Origin of the sequence: Flavobacterium sp. W21_SRS_FM3 (assembly GCF_052113625.1) — a bacterium.
In the GTDB taxonomy this organism is placed as follows: Bacteria; Bacteroidota; Bacteroidia; order Flavobacteriales; family Flavobacteriaceae; genus Flavobacterium.
In genome coordinates this window covers 279818-298658 of the sequence record NZ_JBGQOD010000002.1, presented here as the reverse complement: position 1 = coordinate 298658, position 18841 = coordinate 279818, and the positions used below count along the sequence as shown (strand labels likewise).

Below are 18841 nucleotides of genomic sequence, written 5' to 3'. Positions count from 1 at the left end.
TGTTTAGTAGCACTACAGGATAGGTAATTATTTGTTAATCAATTTGTTGTACTGCTATTTCAATAAAGTTACAATTTTTAATCCAACAATAAAAGTAGGAATAAGAAGTTCTAAAGCAGGTTTTTAACCTAAATTTTACTTGTTTTTACTGGCAAACTAGTTGCTGAAGTTTGAAGCTTTTAATCGATACAAATATTTATCTAGTTCTACTGCCCAAAATACGATACTCGAAACCGCAATGGTAATGCCTAGTTCTAATAAAGAAAGGGGTTGCGTCTTAAAAACCATATTGAAAAAAGGGGTGTATATTATTAAAAACTGGAACAGTACTGTTAACATCAGCGCTCCAATCAGAAATTTATTGCTGAATATTCCAATAGAAAAAAGAGACTCATGAGCCGACCGTATGCTTAGCACATGTCCCATCTGGCTAAAACACAGTACTGTAAACGCCATTGTTTGCCAATGGGTATTTTCTCTTTGAATGGCCCAAGCCTGAATAGCTAATGTTACTGCTCCCATAAGAAAACCAACCCAAAAAATGTGCAGAGCCAGTCTTCCTCTAAAAATGTTTTGATTTGGATTCCGTGGCGGCCGTTGCATAATGTTGGATTCTGCAGCTTCTGATGCTAATGCTAATCCTGGTAATCCATCTGTAACAAGGTTAATCCATAAAATATGAATGGCTAATAGCGGTATAGGCAAGCCAAAAAACGGTGCTAGAAAAATAGCGATAATTTCGCCAAAATTACCAGTGAGAATGTATTTTATAAATTTAAGAATATTGTCAAATATTACTCTACCGTGTTTAATGGCAATGATTACTGTAGCATAATTATCATCAAGTAAAATCATGTCCGAAGCTTCTTTGGCAACTTCTGTTCCACTTATTCCCATAGCAATTCCTATGTCAGCTTCTTTCAATGCTGCTGCGTCATTGACTCCATCTCCCAGTAAGGCAATTTGCTGCCCTTTCTTTTTTAAAGTTTGGATTATTTTTAATTTTTGCTCGGGATTTACACGGGCGTACACCCGAATATTTTCAACGATATCTTCAAATTTGGCAGCGGATAGATTTACAAGTTCACTGCCACTTAAGACTAGATCGTTATCCTTTGTTACAATTCCTAATTGTTTGGCTATAGCCAAAGCGGTGACTTTATGATCTCCGGTAATCATTATTGGAATTATTCCCGCAATTTGACATTCCCGTATTGCTTGCTTAGCCTCTTTTCTGGGAGGATCAATCATCGCTACCATTCCAATAAAGGTTAAGGAGGATTCTATTTCATCTCTGCTTAAAACCTCTGGCAAAATTTTTAATTCTTTGATACCGAAGCCTAAAACGCGATATCCTTTATGAGCCATCTGGTGGTTTCTTTCTTTAATTTCTGGAAATAAATGTAGCTGGTTATCTTTTGTTTTTGTTAGTAAAATATCTACTGCGCCTTTAGTAATTACTAGGATGCCATTGTCTGTTTGATGTAAGGTAGTCATGCATTTTTTAGATGCATCAAAAGGGAATTCAGCAATTCTAGGGTTCATTTTTTCTACTAGTTCTTTGTCATAATAATTTTGAAAAGCATATTGAACCATTGCAACTTCTGTTGAATCGCCTAACCACATACTATTAGCATCTTTAGAAACATCATTGTTGAGTGCCATAGCTTTTAAAAGTATATTTTCAAGCTTATCAGGAACTTCAACTACTTCAGCAGGAACTTCATATATTTGGGATACAACCATTTTATTTTGAGTGAGTGTCCCCGTTTTGTCTGAGCCAATGTAGGTCACTGATCCCAAAGCTTCCACAGCAGTTAGATTTCGTATTAATGCTTTCTTTATGGCTAATCGTTTTGCACCAAAAGCTAATGCAATGGTGACTAGTGCTGGTAAAGCTTCTGGGATGGCGGCAACAGCTAATGAAATTGCAATCAATAACATGGATAAGGGTTTTTCTCCATTGAGATACCCGATTACAAAAATCATTAAGCAAAATAGGAGAATAATAAGGGATAAATGCTTGCCAAAAATATTGAGTTTTTTCTGCAAGGGAGTAATACTTTTAGTGGTTTGAATCATTTTTGCAATACCTCCTAATTGCGTGTTCATTCCAGTAGCAACAACATAAGCTTTCCCTCTGCCATGCGTAATAAAGGTTCCTTTGAACCCCATGTTAAGTTGTTCTCCCAACTGATGGTCGGCTTTAGGCAATGCATGACTATTTTTAAGGACATTTAAAGATTCCCCTGTTAGAGTAGATTCGTCGACTTTTAACTGATGTGTTTCAAAAAAACGAACATCAGCAGGAACGCTATTTCCAGCTTCTAGGATAACTACATCGCCGGGGACTAAAGTAACAGTTGGTATTTCTCTAGTCGTTCCTTGACGGATGACTCTAGCTAGACTTGGAACCATATTTTTTAAGGCAGCAATAGCTTTTTCTGCACGATATTCTTGTATGAATCCTACCACTGCATTTAGAAATACAATAGCCAAAATAATGTAAGTATCCGTTGCTTCTCCTATGAATCTAGATAGTATGGCTACTGCAATCAAAATTAGAATCATAAAATTACTTAACTGATGCCAGAGCATCTTAAGTACAGTTTGTTTTCTTGTTTTTTGTATTTTATTGTGACCAAACTTTTTTAATAATCTCACAACATCTTTCTCTTGTACGCCAGATGGTGTTGTGTTTAACAACGCAGCAACCTGTTCAATGGGAATTAAGTGCCAATTCATTGTTACAAAAATTGATTAATAAAAAGTAATGTCCTTTTTAGTGTGGGTAATTCTTATTAGCATTTATTTTGTAATGAAGGACAATTAATTAAGTTCGTTTTCACAGGTACCATTGTAAAGCCAAGCATTAAAATTAGCAATCGTAGTATCTGAAATTGCTTGTAAAGCTTCCTGAGTCAAAAAACCTTGATGACCAGTTATAAGAACATTTGGATGGGAGTGGAGGAGCACATATAATTGGTCTTTCACTTTTTCTCCAAGATGATTTTTAAAAAAAATGGCGCTTTCTTTTTCATAAACGTCTAAACCAGCGCCTGCTACTGTATTATTGTTTAATGCCTCAATTAAATCTTCTGTATTGACAATACTACCTCTGGCAATATTGATAAAATAGACTCCTTTTTTCATGATTTTAAAAAGACTTCTGTTGAGAAGATACTTGGTCTGTCTATTCAAAGGACAATGTATTGAAATCACATCTGATTTTCTGCAAAGTTCTTCTAATGAGGTATAGCTGATTTGAGTTTGTTGAATGAGATCATTATTCTGAATAGGATCATTAGCTAGAAGTGTACAACCAAAACCATGCATTATTTTTGCAAATGCTGTCCCTGTTTTACCAGTTCCTATAATTCCAACTTTCTTTCCATGCAAGTCCATACCTATTAAGTGATCTAATCGGTAATCTCCCAGTTGCATCAGGCGCTGTCCCAGAACAATCTTTCTATTGAGCGTCATTAGTAAGGTAACAGCATGTTCAGCAATAGAGTATGGCGAGTACTCTGGTACATTGGCTACTTTAATGCCTAAAGAGCGTGCTTTTTTTAAATCAATATGATCAAATCCCACTGAACGTAGGGAAATGTACTTAACTCCTAAATTATATAGCCTTTCAACCACAGCAGCACCTGCATTATCAAGAGTGAAAATGGAAATACCTTCATATCCAGCAGCGAGATGCACTGTGTCTTCATTTAATGGCTGATTTGTATATTCTAACTCTAACTTGCCATGTGTGGCTTTCTTTAAAAAAGGTTTGTCATAATCAAAGATGCTGTATAGTAAGATTTTCATTTTGAGGTGTTTTAGTAATCCGTAACGGAATATTATTTTGCGGTGATAGCTATTGCTATTATTTACAATGTTTTCCAGCGCTTTAATGTAGGTAGGATGTTTACCGTGTCCTGAATCAGGCTTTCAGAAAGTTTTAGTTTTTTCATTTGAGTCTCAACTGTTTCTTTCATGTCGTTATACGTCATTTGCGGATCTATAAAAGATCCCGCATCGTAACAGTATTTGCAATATTCATCACTTTTTAAACCATTTTCTTTAGTACCTTTTAATTGCTCATTATCTAGGGGTATTCCACAGCTTTGACATAATTTAGTTTCCATAATTTCTTGTTTTTTTAAATTTTTATCTCCCAAAAGCGTAATAATACGTAATAGGACTATCAGGATATTTTCCTTCTATCATTATTCCTCCCCGTTGTTTTTCAACAGCTTCTACAAATGATTGTGTATTATGTACTGCAATTTTGTTAACTGCAGTGATTATAAATCCAATTTTCATGGAGGTATTTTGCTTCAGTTTACCATTAGATAGTTTTGTCACTTTTAAACCATTTGTAAGCTTGTATTTCCTTTTATCAGCCGCCGTTATTTCTTCTAATTCTACTCCTAGTTCTTCTAAAATCTGGTTGCTATGATTTATAATAGTAGGTGCTTTTTCTTCCATTTTTTTCAAAATAGCAGTAAGTTCTTTTTTGTCTTTTCCATTTCTTATCACAGCTATTTTTACTTTTTCACCTGGCCGTTTTCTCGAAATAATTTCTTGTAATTTTGATGATGATATTGTTTCTATATCGTCAACACTAATAATAACATCTCTACTTTTAATTCCTGCTTTTTCTGCTGCACTGCTGGTCATTACACTATCAACAAAAACTCCATTAGCTCGATTAATCTTAATTTCTTTAGCTAGAGTACTATTTAAATCCCTAATATTTATTCCTAAAACACCTCTTTGTACTGTACCAAAGTTCATCAAATCATTGACTACTTTTTTTACGATATCTACAGGAATTGCAAAAGCATATCCGGCATATACTCCAGTAGGTGTTGCAATGGCTGTATTAATTCCAATTAATTTACCTTGTAACGATACTAAAGCGCCGCCACTATTTCCAGGATTTACTGCAGCATCAGTTTGTATAAAAGATTCAATAGCCCCTTGATCTTTTAAAATATTAATATTTCTAGCTTTGGCACTAACAATACCTGCAGTAACAGTAGAGGCAAGATTAAAAGGATTACCAACGGCGACAACCCATTCACCAACTTCAATAGTATCACTATCTCCGAACTGTATAAAGGATAAATTTTTTTCAGAAATTTTTAGAAGGGCTAAATCGGTTAATGGATCATTACCAATGATTTTTGCAGGATACGACCTCCCGTCAAAAAGGGTCACATTTACTTCATCAGCCTCTTTTACTACATGATTGTTAGTAACAATATATCCATCATTAGTTAATATAACTCCTGATCCCCCTCCAATGATAGGTTGCGGAATATAGGGTTCAGATTGCGGTACTTGGAAATCAAAAAATCTAAAAAAAAAGTCATCTTTAAAAAAATTCTTGAGTTGATCAGGTATTCGATTATCATAATTTTCCTGATACCTGTTATTTCCTGGTTTGTACGTACTTTTAATATTTACAACGCCGGGTGTTGCAATCTTTGCTGCATACTTAAAATCTACGGGGCTACTTAGCTTAATTTCCTTAGAGGCTACTGCAGCGCTTTGTTGCATGGCTTCAATATCTTTCTCGTCTTTAGTAACCTGGCCTTGACATCCTTGAAAAAGAAGTAGGAAAATAATGAGAAAATAAGGTTTGTATTTGTAAAAGTTTTCGTTTTCTAAATCCATGATTTTTACGATTTATGAAATTGTGGCTGGTAAATTTTAGTTCGAGTTCTAATTACTGACAGGAATTTTTCTAAATTTTAAAATGTATTACTATTGTGCTACGAAGCCCCCATCTACAGCCATGGCATGTCCTGTTATAAAAGAAGCTTCATCTGAACACATCCATACGACAGTATTAGCTATTTCTTCCGCTTCGCCCATACGATTCATGGGCTCCAGGCCAATGAATTGCGCTTCTACCTCTTTCTTCTTACCCGTGAGACGATCCATCATTGCTGTCTTTATTACTCCGGGACAAACCGCATTTACTCGAATACCTTGATTCGCATATTCTAAGGCGGTGGTTTTAGTTAAACCAATGACGCCATGCTTAGACGCTACATAAGCTGGCAAACCAGCAAAGCCAACAAGACCTGCTACCGAAGAGCAATTAACGATAGCCCCCTTTCCTGTTTTGAGCATTTCAGGAATTTGATATTTCATACATAACCAAATCCCTTTAAGATTCACATTGATTGTTTTATCCCAATTGTCTTCTGTGCAGTTAGCAGTTAAGGCAGATGCTCCCTCGATTCCTGCATTGTTAAACGCGCAGTCTATTGTGCCAAATGTAGCTACCGTTTTCTCAACCATGGCTTTGACATCTTCTTTTTTTGAAACATCACATTTTATAAAAATAGCCTCTCCGCCAGCTTGCTTTATTTGCGTAAGCGTTTCTGTATCTTCAGACCAATCTACTAAAGCTATTTTAGCTCCTTTTTTTGAAAAGGCCAGAGCGGTGGCTCTGCCAATCCCAAAAGCACTTCCTGTTACAATGACTACCTTATTCTTAAATGATGTTTCCATGGCGTTCTTTTTAATGTTTTATAATCTAACTGTATTTTTCTTTTCAGATTGTAGTATATTTTCTATTCCTTTGATTAAAGCGTCTGGATTAAATGAGATGCTGTTGATTCCTTCTTCTACAAGAGATTGTGCAAATTCAGGGAGGTCGCTAGGTGCCTGACCACATAATCCTACTTTAATATGATTTCGTTTTGCAGCAGCAATCGTTTGCCTGATGAGGTTTATAACAGCGTCATTTTGCTCACTAAATAAATAGCTTACTAAGGAAGAGTCACGATCGAGTCCTAAAGTTAGTTGGGTTAAATCATTGGAACCAATAGAAAAACCGTCAAATAATGCTGCAAATTCATCAGCAAGAATGACATTGCTAGGGATTTCAATCATCACATAAATTTCAAGACCTTCTTCTCCTTGTACTAAACCATTTTTTGCCATTTCGGCGATCACTTTTTTACCTTCATCAATTGTTCTGCAAAACGGAATCATTAATTTGACATTTTGGAGGCCCATGTCTTTTCGAACTTTAATCATCGCTTCACATTCTAACGCAAATCCTTTTCGATAAAAATCACTATAATAGCGGGAAGCCCCTCTAAAACCAATCATAGGATTTTCTTCATCAGGCTCAAAATAGTTCCCACCTATAAGATTTGCGTATTCATTACTCTTAAAATCACTCATTCGTACAATCACATCTTTAGGGTAAAATGCTGCCGCCACAATTCCTACTGCTTCGGCCAGTTTGTCTACAAAATAATTTTTTCCATCTTCATAGCCTTTGGTGAGTTGTTTGATTTGGGAGTGGGTTTCAGCATCAGTGATTTTATCGGGTTCACATAATGCTAAAGGATGAATTTTAATTGTATTCGAAATAGCAAATTCCATTCGCATTAAACCCACGCCTTTATTGGGGTAATTACTCAATTCAAATGCGCGGTCTGGATCTGCTAAGATTAGCATTGGCGCAGTCTCAGGCATGGCTAACTGGCTGTAATCTTGTTCTTTTATTTCCCATTGTAAAGCACCTTCATAAACATAACCATCTTTGCCTTCGGCACAGGACACCGTTATTTCTTGACCATTTTTTATCGCTGTAGTGGCATTGCCACAACCTACAATTGCTACAACTCCTATTTCGCGAGCTACTATGGCGGCATGGCTGGTACGACCACCTTTGTTAGTAATAATAGCACTCGCTTTTTTCATTACTGGATCCCAATCAGGATTAGTCAGGTCAGTTACTAAAATTTCACCTTCTAGAAGTTGGTTTCCTTGCTGAGGGTTGTCCAGAATTCTAGCTTTACCAGAAGTTATTTTATTGCCCAATGCAATACCTTGTGTGATAAGCTTACTTTTTTCTTTTAAATAATAGGTGGCTGTAACTTGTTTTCTCGTTTTACCATGTATCGTTTCAGGCCTTGCCTGTACAATGTAAATTTGTTGATCAATACCATCTTTTGCCCATTCAATATCCATAGGTTTGTCGTAATATTTTTCAATAGCATAACACCATTGAGAAAGTTGAATCACTTCTTCATCTTTTAATGAATATTGCTGTTGTTGCGCTAAGGAGGTCTTATTGTTTACAATTGTTTTTGCAGCGGATGTATTCTCAAAACTTTCGGCATAAGTCATTGTAAATTCTTTCTGGCCCAAAGTTTTCTTTAAAATCGGATTGAAATTGTTGTTGACTAATGTTGGCTTAAAAACCATCCATTCATCTGGAGTTACTGTGCCTTGAACAATGTTTTCGCCAAGCCCCCAACAACTATTAATTATAATTGTGTTTTGGAACCCAGTATCAGGATCAATTGTAAAAGCAACTCCTGATGCGGCTTTGTCGCTGCGTACCATTTGTTGGACCCCAACAGATATGGCAATGTCCATCTGGGCAAAGCCCATATCATGACGGTATTTAATAGCTCGGTCTGTAAATAAAGAAGCATAACAGCGCAAAACGGCATCTTCTAATTGGTCAATGCCAGCAATGTTTAAAAAAGATTCCATTCGACCAGCAAAACTTGCGGAAGGAAGGTCCTCTGCAGTGGCACTGCTTCGGACTGCTACACTTAAATTAGTAGTATTGCTTTTCTCGCATAACTGGAGATACGCAGCGGCAATTTGTTTTTTCAAGGCTTCAGAAAAACTCCCATTCAAAATTAAATTTCTAGATTTTTCTCCTATTTCAGATAGATTGGAATAGTCAGTGGTATCCAGCGTCGCTAATAGCTGCTGTATTTTTTTTTCCAGTATGTTTTGTGATCTAAATTCTCTATATGCTTGTGCAGTGATAGCAAAACCATTAGGAACTTTAATTCCCAACGGACTAAGTTCATTGTACATCTCTCCCAAAGATGCATTTTTTCCTCCCACTTTAGCAATATCATTGATGCCAAAAGATTCAAAGAATAAGATATGCTCAGAATTAACCATTTATTTAATAATTAAAAGATTACTATACTTAAAAGCAATGAAAAACACTTGGGGAATGTTTGCAAAAAAAATATGTAGAGGAGTATATGTTGTAGTTTTTACAACAAAAATTAAGAGAAAGCAGGTTTTCTCGAAATTGAACCTATACTGTAAATTTAAGTAATTTAAATTTTTTTAAGGCTATAAAAAACTATTATTTTTAACTTAATTTTTTATTAAGTAATTGTAAAATAGGTATTTATGTTGTATTTGCTGATTGTAGGCTGATAAATATTTACTCATTTTTAAAATGTTGTAAAAAATAATCATTTTCATAAAAATGACAGCTATTCTTACTGCTAATTTTATACATATCAATAATAATGAACAAGCTATTAGTTGTACTCTAAATGTAACGCAAAACCTATAATTTCTCTTGTATTTGCTGTATATCTGCCTAAAAGCTGTAAATTGGAATAATATAAGTGTAAAAACAGCTATAATTCAAAAAAAAAATTATTTTTGTAAAAGCCCTCAAATAGTTAAACAGCCTGTTTTTTTATATGTTTAAGCATTAAGAAGTAAAATATTATCGGCTAAAAATAATTCTTTGTTAAGATGAAAAATGTACCTATACCCTCCAATGAATTAGATAGAATTAAGGCTTTAAATGGGTATTCTATCATGGACTCATTACCTGAAAAAGAATATGATTCTATCACTCAATTAGCTTCTTATATCTGTAAAACCCCTATAGCATTAGTTAGCTTATTAGATGAAAACAGACAATGGTTTAAGTCTACAGTGGGATTATCAGCTAAAGAGACACCTAGGGAAATTTCATTTTGTCAATATGCCATTATGGGAGATGTGCTATACGAGGTAAATAATGCCCTTGAGGATGCTAAGTTTGCAGATAACCCGTTAGTAGCAGGAGGTCCTAAAATTCGGTTTTATGCGGGATCACCTTTAAAAGATAAGGAAGGGTTTAATCTAGGAACACTTTGTGTTATTGATACGGAACCAAGAGTACTTACTGAAGATCAAAAATCAGCGCTCGAGCTACTTGGACAGCAAGTAGTTTCTTTATTGGATTTAAGAAAGAATAATAATCAATTACTAATTGCTCAAAAAGAGTTTCAAAATTTCGTTGAACTTTCTAAAGATTTGGTTTGTATTGCTAATGTTGATGGCCGATTTTTTAAAGTAAATCCTTCTTTTACCACAGTGTTGGGATATGCAAAAGAAGAATTAGAAGGTCAGCTATTTGTTGATTTTATTCATCCCGACGATTTAGATAAAACGTTTAAAGAAGTAGAGAAATTATCTCAAGGATATAAATCAATTAGTTTTGAAAACCGGTATATATGTAAAGATGGAAGTTATGTTTTGCTAAGTTGGAACACGTCACCAGACCCTGAAACAGGTAATTTATATTGCATTGCCAGGGATATGACTAAAGAGAAAATACAAGAGGAAAAATTAATAAATACTACTACTAATTTAACAGCAATATTAAATGCTTCTGAGTTTTCCATCATTGCTACTGAAATTGATGGGACTATTAAGGAGTTTAACAATGGTGCAGAAAACTTATTGGGGTATAAAGCAGAGGAGGTTATTGGACAAATGACACCTGCTTTCTTACATCTTGAAGAAGAGATTGTCAACCGCGCAGAAGTTTTAACCAAGCAATATGGTGAAATAATAGAACCAGGATTTGGTGTGTTTACTTACGTAACTCAAAAATGGGGTATTGCTGATTCGAATGAGTGGACGTATATTCGAAAAGATGGAACTACGTTTCCAGTAATATTATCAGCAACAGCAATAAGAAATAGCTCGGGTGTAATTACAGGCTATTTAGGGATTGCCAAAGATATTTCTAAAGAAAAAGCCGCTGAACAAAGTTTAATCAATAGCAAAATTTTACTCGATGAGTCTCAGCGTATCGCTAAAATTGGAAGTTGGAAATTTGATGTTGTTTCAAATAATCTCGTTTGGTCTAAAGGACATTATACTATTTTTGAATTAGATGAGATACCAGGTGATCAACTTTATGAGGCTTATAGGAAAAGAATTCACCCAGAAGATCTTCCTATCTTGGATGAATTAAGTGATAATATCCTTGAAAACGGAAAAGATTTTAAAGTGAATTATAGGATTCTATTTCCCGATGGTAGAATTAAACATATTCTAGAAATTGGAAGCCCTTTTGAAAATGAAATAGGTGAAGTAGTGGGAATGCAAGGGAATATTCAGGATGTAACTGAGATTAAACTAGCAGAGAAAAAAATTGAGGACAAAGCAAAAGAAATAAATGATGTGCGTGCTGCATTGGATGAATCTTCTATCGTGACCATTACTGATCAAAACGGAATACTAACATACGTTAATGATAAATTTTGCAACATTTCCCAATATTCTGAAGAAGAACTTTTAGGACAATATCATTATGTTGATGCTTCAGGTAATTATAGCAATAGATTTGTTAAAAAGATTTGGCTGTCAATAGCCAATGGTCAAATCTGGAAAGGAGAGTTACAAAAAATAGCTAAAGACGGTTCTTACTATTGGGTAGATTCAACGATAGTTCCTTTTTTAAATGAAGCAGGAGAACCCTATCAGTACATTGCTATTAGTTCAGACATCACAGAAAAAAAATTAGCAGAAGAAAATTTAAATAATGCACTAGTCGACCTGGAAAAGAATAATAAGGAGCTAGATCAATTTGCCTACGTAGTCTCACATGATTTAAAAGCTCCGCTACGAGCGATTAACAATCTTGCGGAGTGGATCGTTGAAGATATGCCTGATATGCCCGAAGATGTTAGTAATAATTTGGGCTTATTGCGAGGCCGCATTTTACGAATGGAAAATTTGATTAACGGTGTACTGGATTACTCTAGAATCGGACGAACAAAAATCGAAATGGAGACTATTGATTTGAATTTGATGTTAACACAAATTGTAGAAACCATAGTGCCTACCCATGGATTTGAAGTTGCTATCGACAGTCAGATGCCCGAGATTTTTAATGCCAAAATACTGCTCTATCAAGTTTTTAGTAACATTATTAGTAATGCCGTAAAGTACAATGATAAGCCAATAGGAATCATAGAATGTTCGTATGTAGAGTTAGCTAGTTTTCATCAATTTACAATTAGTGATAACGGTCCTGGAATTGAAAAAGAGTACCATGATAAAGTATTTGGAGTGTTTCAAACCATTGAAGCTCGAGATAAAAAGGAAAGCACTGGGATTGGATTGTCTATCGTTAAAAAGATTATAGAGGAAAAAGGAGGAACTATATTTATCGAATCAGAAGAGGGGGCAGGAGCAAGTTTTATTTTTACACTTCCTAAATAAATTTAAATTGGAATCAGAAAAAAACCATTTAGAGGAACTAAACGCTCTAAAAAAAGAATATGAAGAGTTTGTTTATATTGTTTCTCATGACTTAAAGAGTCCCATGAGAGCCATAAACAATATAACAACATGGATAGAAGAAGATTTAAAAAGCACTGAAGACAAAGGTATTTTAGAAAATTTTGGTTTACTAAAAAATCGTGTGGTTAGATTGGAAAACATGATGAATTCATTGTTAGAATTATCGCGAGTTTCACGGTTTGAAATGGAGTTATATGATGTAAATATTCCCAATTTAATTGCTGATTGTGTAGAAATGGCAGTAGGAAATTCAGGAGCAGTTTTTCACTTGGATATAACTTTATCAAGTGAAACGATCAATACCTTGGGTAAAAAACTGCAAAAAGTTTTATTGAGTTTATTTGACAACGCGATCCGATTTCATGATAAAGAAAAAAAGGATATTTTTGTGGCAGTAAAGGAAACTGCTGATCAGTACCTGTTTTCCGTGCGTGATAATGGTCCGGGAATTCCTGATGATGTAAAGGAAAAAATATTTGGCATCTTTTATACTGTTAATTCTAAAGACCGGGTAGATACTACTGGAGCTGGTTTAGCAATTTCAGCTAAAATAATCAATATGGTAGGAGGCACTATGCGATGCATTACTGCTGAGGATGGAGGATCAATATTTGAATTTACTTGGCCGAAAGTGACATTAATCTAAAAAAAAAATACAACAAAAATGATGAATGAAAAATTGGTAAACATATTGTTAGTGGAAGATGATGAAGTCGATGTAATGAATGTCAAGAGGGCATTTTCTAAAAATAACATTAAAAACCCACTTTTTATTGCAGGAAATGGAGTTGAAGCACTTGAGATGCTAGAAAATAATATAGTTCCCTTGCCAAAAATTATTATCTTAGATATTAACATGCCCAAAATGAACGGTATTGAGTTTCTAAAAGTAATGAGAGCTGATGAGAAGCTAAAAAATATTTCTGTATTTGTTATGACAACATCTAATGAAGATAGTGATAAAATAAAAGCGTATAACCTTAATGTTGCAGGTTATATACTAAAACCATTGTCTTTTGAGAAATTTTTATCCTCTGTAGCCACATTAAAGAATTTCTGGCAATTATGTGAATTATAACACAATTTAATACTCTTTTAATATGAAACATTTCGATATTCTTTTGGTAGAAAATGACGAAGTTGATGCATTGCTTATAAAAGATCTTTTTTTAGAAAAAAATATTCATGCAGTGCTCAAATTTGCAAAAAATGATATTGAAGCCTTAACAATATTAAAAGAAGGGTGTAAAATAGCCACTGCTCCTAAGATTCTTTTTATAGACATTAACAATGAAAAACTTAACGGGCTTCATTTATTAAATCAAATTAGAAAACATCCTGATTTAAAATCAACACTAGTTTTTGTTTTAACAGCATCGGATAACGAAGCTAATAAAAAATTAGCGCTGAGTTATAATATAGCAGCATATATACGAAAACCACTAAATACTGAAAAAAAGAGTGAAGTGTTTGCTATCCTTCACGAATATTTAAATATTATTGAATTCTCAAGAGTAAACATCCAACTATGACTAAAGCGTTAAAAATTTTAATAATTGATGATGATAAAGTTGATTCAATTGCTATAGTCCGATCCATTTCGCGCTCTGATATCATTGCCGAAGTAGAAAGTGCTTATTCTGCTAAAGAAGGCTTTGAGAAAATGGAATCAATGACATATGATTTGATTTTCCTGGATTATATGATGCCTGATTTAGATGGAATTCATATTCTAAAAAAACTGAGAGACCTAGGTATCGAAACCCCTATAATTTTTATTACTTCTCAAGGAGATGAAAAAATTGCGAGCCAAGCAATTTTGGCCGGTGCGTCTGATTATATGCCTAAGACCTTGCTTACCTCTGACGGTATTTCACACAGTATAAGAAATGCGGTGAAGTTATATGAAAGTCAGAATTTTAGGAAACAAGCAGAGCTAGAACTGAAAATGAATTCTAACCGACTTTCAGAAGCGCAAAAGTTGGCTAAAATTGGAAGTTGGGAGATTAATTTAAATAATGGTGACGTTTATTTTTCTGAAGAATTATTCAACATTTTAGAATTAAATAAAAATGAAAAACCCTCTATGGGAGTTTTTAGATCATGTTTAATTAGTCCTGAAGATATTGAACTGTTTGAAAGAAAGTTAGACGCAGTAACTAAGAACACTGATGAAGTTATGTTTAGTCACAGTATTTTGAGTAAAAACGGTACTGTCAAATACATTAATGAATACATTAAGTGTTTGAATGATGATCATAATAAACCCTACAAAATTTTAGGGACTATACAAGATATCAGCATTCAAAAAAGTATTGAAGAAGAGTTGATAAGCGCTAAAAATATAGCAGAACAATCTGTGCGATTAAAAGAGCGTTTTCTTACTAATATGAGTCACGAAATTAGGACTCCTATGAATGGCATCGTGGGTTTTGCAAAAATTTTAGAAGAAACGGCTCTTGATGATAATCAAAAGCAAAGTGTTTCTGCTATTAAAACTGCGGGGCAAAACTTAATGACTATTATTAATGATATATTAGATTTATCTAAGATTGAAGCTGATAAAATGACCTTTGAGTCTGTTCCTTTTTCGTTACAAAAAACGGTAGGCTCGGTAATGGAATTGTTTGGACCTACAGCTAAAGATAAAAGAATAAAATTGCTAAGTGATATACATCCAAGTATACAAGATCTTTTAATTGGTGATCCTACAAGGCTATCTCAAATTATGATCAACTTAGTAGGTAATGCTTTAAAATTTACAGAGAAAGGCTATATAGAATTAGCAATTTCAAAAGAAACTGAAACTGATACTGAAATTGGTATCCAATTTTCTGTGACAGATACTGGAATAGGAATCCCTGAAAATAAAGTCAGCACCATTTTTGAAAGCTTCAGCCAGGCTTCTAATGAAACTTCCAGAAAATATGGAGGAACTGGTTTAGGATTAACTATTACCCGTAAATTAGTAGAATTACAAGGTGGAACGATTGATGTAAAAAGCGAACTTGAAAGTGGAAGTACATTTACTTTTAAGATTACATACACTAAAGCTAAAGCCGGTGATGTAGATGTTGTTGCTGATAAAAAGAAAAAATTAGATTTTAGTTTTTTAAAGGATATAGAAATATTATTGGTCGAAGATAATGAGCTTAATCAATTGCTTACCGTAAAATTATTTAAGAAATGGGATAAGGAAATTGATATTGCCGAAAACGGGATGGTAGCTATCGAAAAAATAGAGAAAAAAGTCTATGATATTATATTGATGGACATTCAAATGCCAGAAATGGATGGTAATGAAGTTACTAAATACATCAGAGAAAATTTAAAACCACCTATGTCTAACGTTCCAATCATAGCCATGACAGCTCATGCTACTGCTGATGAAGAAAGAAGATGTTTGAGTAATGGTATGAATGATTATTTGTCTAAACCATTTGAATTTAGTGTCTTACTCGATAAACTTTTTACAAATTTAAATTTGCCTATTAAGAGGGAATATATTGCAGAGGAAAATAAGCAAATACAAGAAAATTCTTTCGAAAAAATAGTGAATTTTGATTATTTGATCGAGTTTACAGAGGGTGATGCTGATTTTATAAAAGAAATTGTTACCTTGTTCCTTCAAAATACCCCTTCTACATTGCAATCAATATTAGAATGGAACGAAAAAGACGATTTAGAGAGCTTAAGAAAAGAAGTACATAAATTTAAATCTTCAATAAGTTTGTTGGGTATTCAAAAAGGGATGGATAGTATTTTAATCATTGAAAATGAGCTAACTTCTAATCCTTTAGGAACATTACGAAAAGAAGAAGTGTATCGTTTAAATGAAATTTGTTTAAAAGCAATACACGAATTAAATAACCAAAGTGAATTTATATTCAATTAAATTATTTTAATATATTTAACATAAATAAAAACCAATATGAAATAAAAAACGTAAGTAACTAATATAGGGAAGAACATGATTTATTTGTGTCTTTATATTTAGTTCAATTACAAGTAAAATGGATTAAAACCTACATAAAAATTTATTTTACTCTAACATACCGAGATTACCAATATTCAAAGGAATTATTTCCCCCAAATGATAATTAATTGAAATATTATGAAAATTTTAATAGCTGAAGATGAAGTTATGATGCTTAAAACGATGCAGTTTAAGTTAATCAAACAAGGTTTTGAAGTGATAGCTTGTTCTAATGGTGAAGAAGCTCTATCAAAAATTATATCAGAAAGACCAGATATAATTATTACCGATATTATGATGCCTTTTGTAACAGGCTTAGATATCGTAAAAAATGTAAAAGTAGAATGGAATTTAGATATTCCAATAATAATACTTTCAGCAGTTGGTTTAGAAAAAACAGTACAAGAAGCTTTTGACTTAGGTGCTGATGATTTTATAACGAAACCTTTTAGTCCTAATGAGCTTATTGTTAGAATTAAGAGATTAGTAGCTGTTGAAGCAGCATAAATTATAGTAAATGCCATGGACTTGTTATAAGTGTATGGCTTTTTTTTTATTTTGTACTTTGTTACTAGACCTAATAGTAATTGAGGTTATATTTCATGTATTTATAGTTCATGAAATTTTTAAGGATCCCCCATACCTTAGTAAAATCGTTTAAAGCATTTGTATGTAGTAAACATTTACAGCTAGTGCTAGATTTAGCATTAGCACTTTTCTATTTGAACATCGCTTAAAAAGATTTACCTTTGCCATTCTTGTTAAAATGGATCAGACCATTTTTGCAAGTTGCTACGTCTTCATTGAGACAAAATGGTAAACTTGTCACCTCCAGTTTTTATTGGTTTATGGTCAATTTCGGATGCACCATTTCCGAAACCATTAATATTACAAATATTTTATAAAAAAGAATGAAACAGTATTTCAATTTATTCGACTTCACACAAAAAGTAAACTACAGAACTGAAATTTTAGCTGGATTAACCGTTGCAATGACTATGATTCCTGAATCATTGTCGTTTGCGATATTAGCTGGTTTCCCGCCTTTAGTAGGATTGTATGCTGCGTTTATAATGGGACTTGTTACTGCCATTTTTGGTGGTCGACCAGGATTAGTTTCTGGTGGAGCAGGGGCAACTGTCATCGTTTTAATCGCTTTGATGAAATCAAACGGATTAGAATATGTCTTTGCAGCAGTTGCTTTAGCGGGTATTTTGCAAATTATTGTGGGTTTATTTAAACTCGGTAAATTTATACGATTAGTGCCACAGCCTGTTATGTTTGGTTTTGTAAATGGTTTAGCTATCATTATTTTTATGTCGCAGCTAGAGCAATTTAAAACCGTTGTGAATGGTGAAAGTGTTTGGTTATCAGGTAATCCATTGTTTATTATGCTAGGCTTAGTATTGCTAACCATTGCCATCGTTCAATTTTTTCCTAAAATCTCAAAAGCAGTTCCCGCTTCATTAGTTGCAATTATTGTGGTTTTTGGATTAGTTTTAGGGTTAGGAATAGATACTAAAACTGTTGCTGATATTGCCTCTATAAGTGGAGGTTTTCCTCCGTTTCATGTACCTAATATAGCTTGGACTTTTGAAACCTTGCAACTAGTTTTTCCTTATGCTTTAATTATGGCCTCTGTAGGTTTAACGGAAGGCTTATTAACTCTAAATCTAGTTGACGAAATAACGGGTACCAAAGGAAGTGGAAATAGAGAATGTATTGCTCAAGGTGGTGCAAATTTACTAAATGGTTTCTTTTTTGGAATGGGAGGCTGTCCTATGATTGCCCAAACTTTGGTTAACCTTTCTGCAGGATCGAGAGCTAGACTGTCTGGAATAATAGCTGCGCTGACAATATTAGTAATTATTTTATTTGGAGCTCCTATCATTGAACAACTGCCAATAGCCGCTTTAGTAGGGGTTATGATTATGGTTGCCATTGGAACCTTTGAGTGGATCAGCTTTAGAATTATTAACAAAATGCCGAAACAGGATATTTTTGTTGGAATTTTGGTCGCTGTAATCACTATTTTATTACATAATTTAGCTCTAGCAGTTTTAATTGGAGTGATTATTTCTGCTCTAGTTTTTGCGTGGGAAAGTGCAAAACGTATTCGTGCTAAGAAATATGTGGATGAAAATGGTGTTAAGCATTATGAAATTTATGGGCCTTTGTTTTTTGGTTCTACCACTGCCTTCGCTGAAAAGTTTGATATCGCAAATGACCCTAAAGAAGTTATTGTTGATTTTAAAGAAAGTAAAATTGCTGATATGAGCGCAATTGACGCAGTCAATAAATTGACGGAGCGTTATGCTAAAATTGGTAAAAAAATACACTTACGTCATTTAAGTGCTGACTGTCGTCAGTTACTACACAATGCCGATGATGTTATTGACATCAATATAATTGAAGATCCTACCTACAAAGTAGCAGTAGACTAAATACAAAAGGACTTGATTTATTTCAAGTCCTTTTTTT

At 33.8% G+C, this 18841-nt stretch carries 13 protein-coding genes; 7 read left to right on the top strand and 6 right to left on the bottom strand.

The features are described from left to right. Positions 1 to 156 precede the first annotated feature (156 nt). The 6 genes from ACEN2K_RS04755 to ppsA all read right to left on the bottom strand — a co-directional run bounded on the left by ACEN2K_RS04755 (position 157) and on the right by ppsA (position 8955). Positions 157 to 2745 (bottom strand): cation-translocating P-type ATPase, encoded by a 2589-nt coding sequence (locus ACEN2K_RS04755; RefSeq protein WP_441758175.1) that lies wholly within the window; start codon positions 2743 to 2745, stop codon positions 157 to 159. Between the two features lie 84 nt (positions 2746 to 2829). Then, positions 2830 to 3819 (bottom strand): 2-hydroxyacid dehydrogenase, encoded by a 990-nt coding sequence (locus tag ACEN2K_RS04750; protein WP_441758174.1) that lies wholly within the window; start codon positions 3817 to 3819, stop codon positions 2830 to 2832. A gap of 62 nt (positions 3820 to 3881) precedes the next feature. Then, complete coding sequence (locus ACEN2K_RS04745) at positions 3882 to 4139, bottom strand: zinc ribbon domain-containing protein (protein ID WP_441758173.1); 258 nt, start codon at positions 4137 to 4139, stop codon at positions 3882 to 3884. Between the two features lie 22 nt (positions 4140 to 4161). Continuing rightward, positions 4162 to 5676, bottom strand: a complete 1515-nt coding sequence (locus ACEN2K_RS04740; protein WP_441758172.1) for a trypsin-like peptidase domain-containing protein — start codon at positions 5674 to 5676, stop codon at positions 4162 to 4164. 90 nt (positions 5677 to 5766) lie between these two features. After that, a complete protein-coding gene (locus tag ACEN2K_RS04735; protein ID WP_441758171.1) occupies positions 5767 to 6522 on the bottom strand; it encodes an SDR family oxidoreductase in 756 nt (251 codons plus the stop codon). An 18-nt stretch (positions 6523 to 6540) separates the two neighbouring features. Then, positions 6541 to 8955: a phosphoenolpyruvate synthase gene (gene ppsA / locus ACEN2K_RS04730; protein ID WP_441758170.1), complete on the bottom strand. Its 2415-nt coding sequence runs from the start codon at positions 8953 to 8955 to the stop codon at positions 6541 to 6543. Positions 8956 to 9552: 597 nt separating this feature from the next. Here ppsA and ACEN2K_RS04725 point away from each other — a divergent pair. The 7 genes from ACEN2K_RS04725 to ACEN2K_RS04695 all read left to right on the top strand — a co-directional run bounded on the left by ACEN2K_RS04725 (position 9553) and on the right by ACEN2K_RS04695 (position 18804). Continuing rightward, positions 9553 to 12303: a PAS domain S-box protein gene (locus tag ACEN2K_RS04725; RefSeq protein WP_441758169.1), complete on the top strand. Its 2751-nt coding sequence runs from the start codon at positions 9553 to 9555 to the stop codon at positions 12301 to 12303. A gap of 7 nt (positions 12304 to 12310) precedes the next feature. After that, a complete protein-coding gene (locus ACEN2K_RS04720; protein ID WP_441758168.1) occupies positions 12311 to 13030 on the top strand; it encodes a sensor histidine kinase in 720 nt (239 codons plus the stop codon). Between the two features lie 18 nt (positions 13031 to 13048). Next, a complete protein-coding gene (locus ACEN2K_RS04715; RefSeq protein ID WP_441758167.1) occupies positions 13049 to 13462 on the top strand; it encodes a response regulator in 414 nt (137 codons plus the stop codon). Positions 13463 to 13484: 22 nt separating this feature from the next. Then, positions 13485 to 13916 carry a response regulator gene (locus ACEN2K_RS04710; protein WP_441758166.1) on the top strand — a complete coding sequence of 144 codons (432 nt, stop codon included), beginning with the start codon at positions 13485 to 13487 and terminating at the stop codon, positions 13914 to 13916. Continuing rightward, entirely contained in the window at positions 13913 to 16279 is a 2367-nt protein-coding gene (locus tag ACEN2K_RS04705) for a response regulator (protein ID WP_441758165.1), read from the top strand. Before ACEN2K_RS04710 ends, ACEN2K_RS04705 begins: the two co-directional genes overlap by 4 nt. A 219-nt stretch (positions 16280 to 16498) precedes the next feature. Then, positions 16499 to 16867, top strand: a complete 369-nt coding sequence (locus ACEN2K_RS04700) for a response regulator transcription factor (protein ID WP_441758164.1) — start codon at positions 16499 to 16501, stop codon at positions 16865 to 16867. Between the two features lie 404 nt (positions 16868 to 17271). Continuing rightward, the gene (locus tag ACEN2K_RS04695; protein ID WP_441758163.1) at positions 17272 to 18804 is read left to right on the top strand and encodes a SulP family inorganic anion transporter; all 1533 of its coding nucleotides are present in this window, start codon (positions 17272 to 17274) and stop codon (positions 18802 to 18804) included. Positions 18805 to 18841 lie beyond the last annotated feature (37 nt).

Coding starts and splice junctions, on each gene's coding strand:
- ACEN2K_RS04755 (WP_441758175.1), bottom strand. CDS start 2,745: ATGAATTGGCACTTAATTCCCATTGAACAGGTTGCTGCGTTGTTAAAC.
- ACEN2K_RS04750 (WP_441758174.1), bottom strand. CDS start 3,819: ATGAAAATCTTACTATACAGCATCTTTGATTATGACAAACCTTTTTTA.
- ACEN2K_RS04745 (WP_441758173.1), bottom strand. CDS start 4,139: ATGGAAACTAAATTATGTCAAAGCTGTGGAATACCCCTAGATAATGAG.
- ACEN2K_RS04740 (WP_441758172.1), bottom strand. CDS start 5,676: ATGGATTTAGAAAACGAAAACTTTTACAAATACAAACCTTATTTTCTC.
- ACEN2K_RS04735 (WP_441758171.1), bottom strand. CDS start 6,522: ATGGAAACATCATTTAAGAATAAGGTAGTCATTGTAACAGGAAGTGCT.
- ppsA (WP_441758170.1), bottom strand. CDS start 8,955: ATGGTTAATTCTGAGCATATCTTATTCTTTGAATCTTTTGGCATCAAT.
- ACEN2K_RS04725 (WP_441758169.1), top strand. CDS start 9,553: ATGAAAAATGTACCTATACCCTCCAATGAATTAGATAGAATTAAGGCT.
- ACEN2K_RS04715 (WP_441758167.1), top strand. CDS start 13,049: ATGATGAATGAAAAATTGGTAAACATATTGTTAGTGGAAGATGATGAA.
- ACEN2K_RS04710 (WP_441758166.1), top strand. CDS start 13,485: ATGAAACATTTCGATATTCTTTTGGTAGAAAATGACGAAGTTGATGCA.
- ACEN2K_RS04705 (WP_441758165.1), top strand. CDS start 13,913: ATGACTAAAGCGTTAAAAATTTTAATAATTGATGATGATAAAGTTGAT.
- ACEN2K_RS04700 (WP_441758164.1), top strand. CDS start 16,499: ATGAAAATTTTAATAGCTGAAGATGAAGTTATGATGCTTAAAACGATG.
- ACEN2K_RS04695 (WP_441758163.1), top strand. CDS start 17,272: ATGAAACAGTATTTCAATTTATTCGACTTCACACAAAAAGTAAACTAC.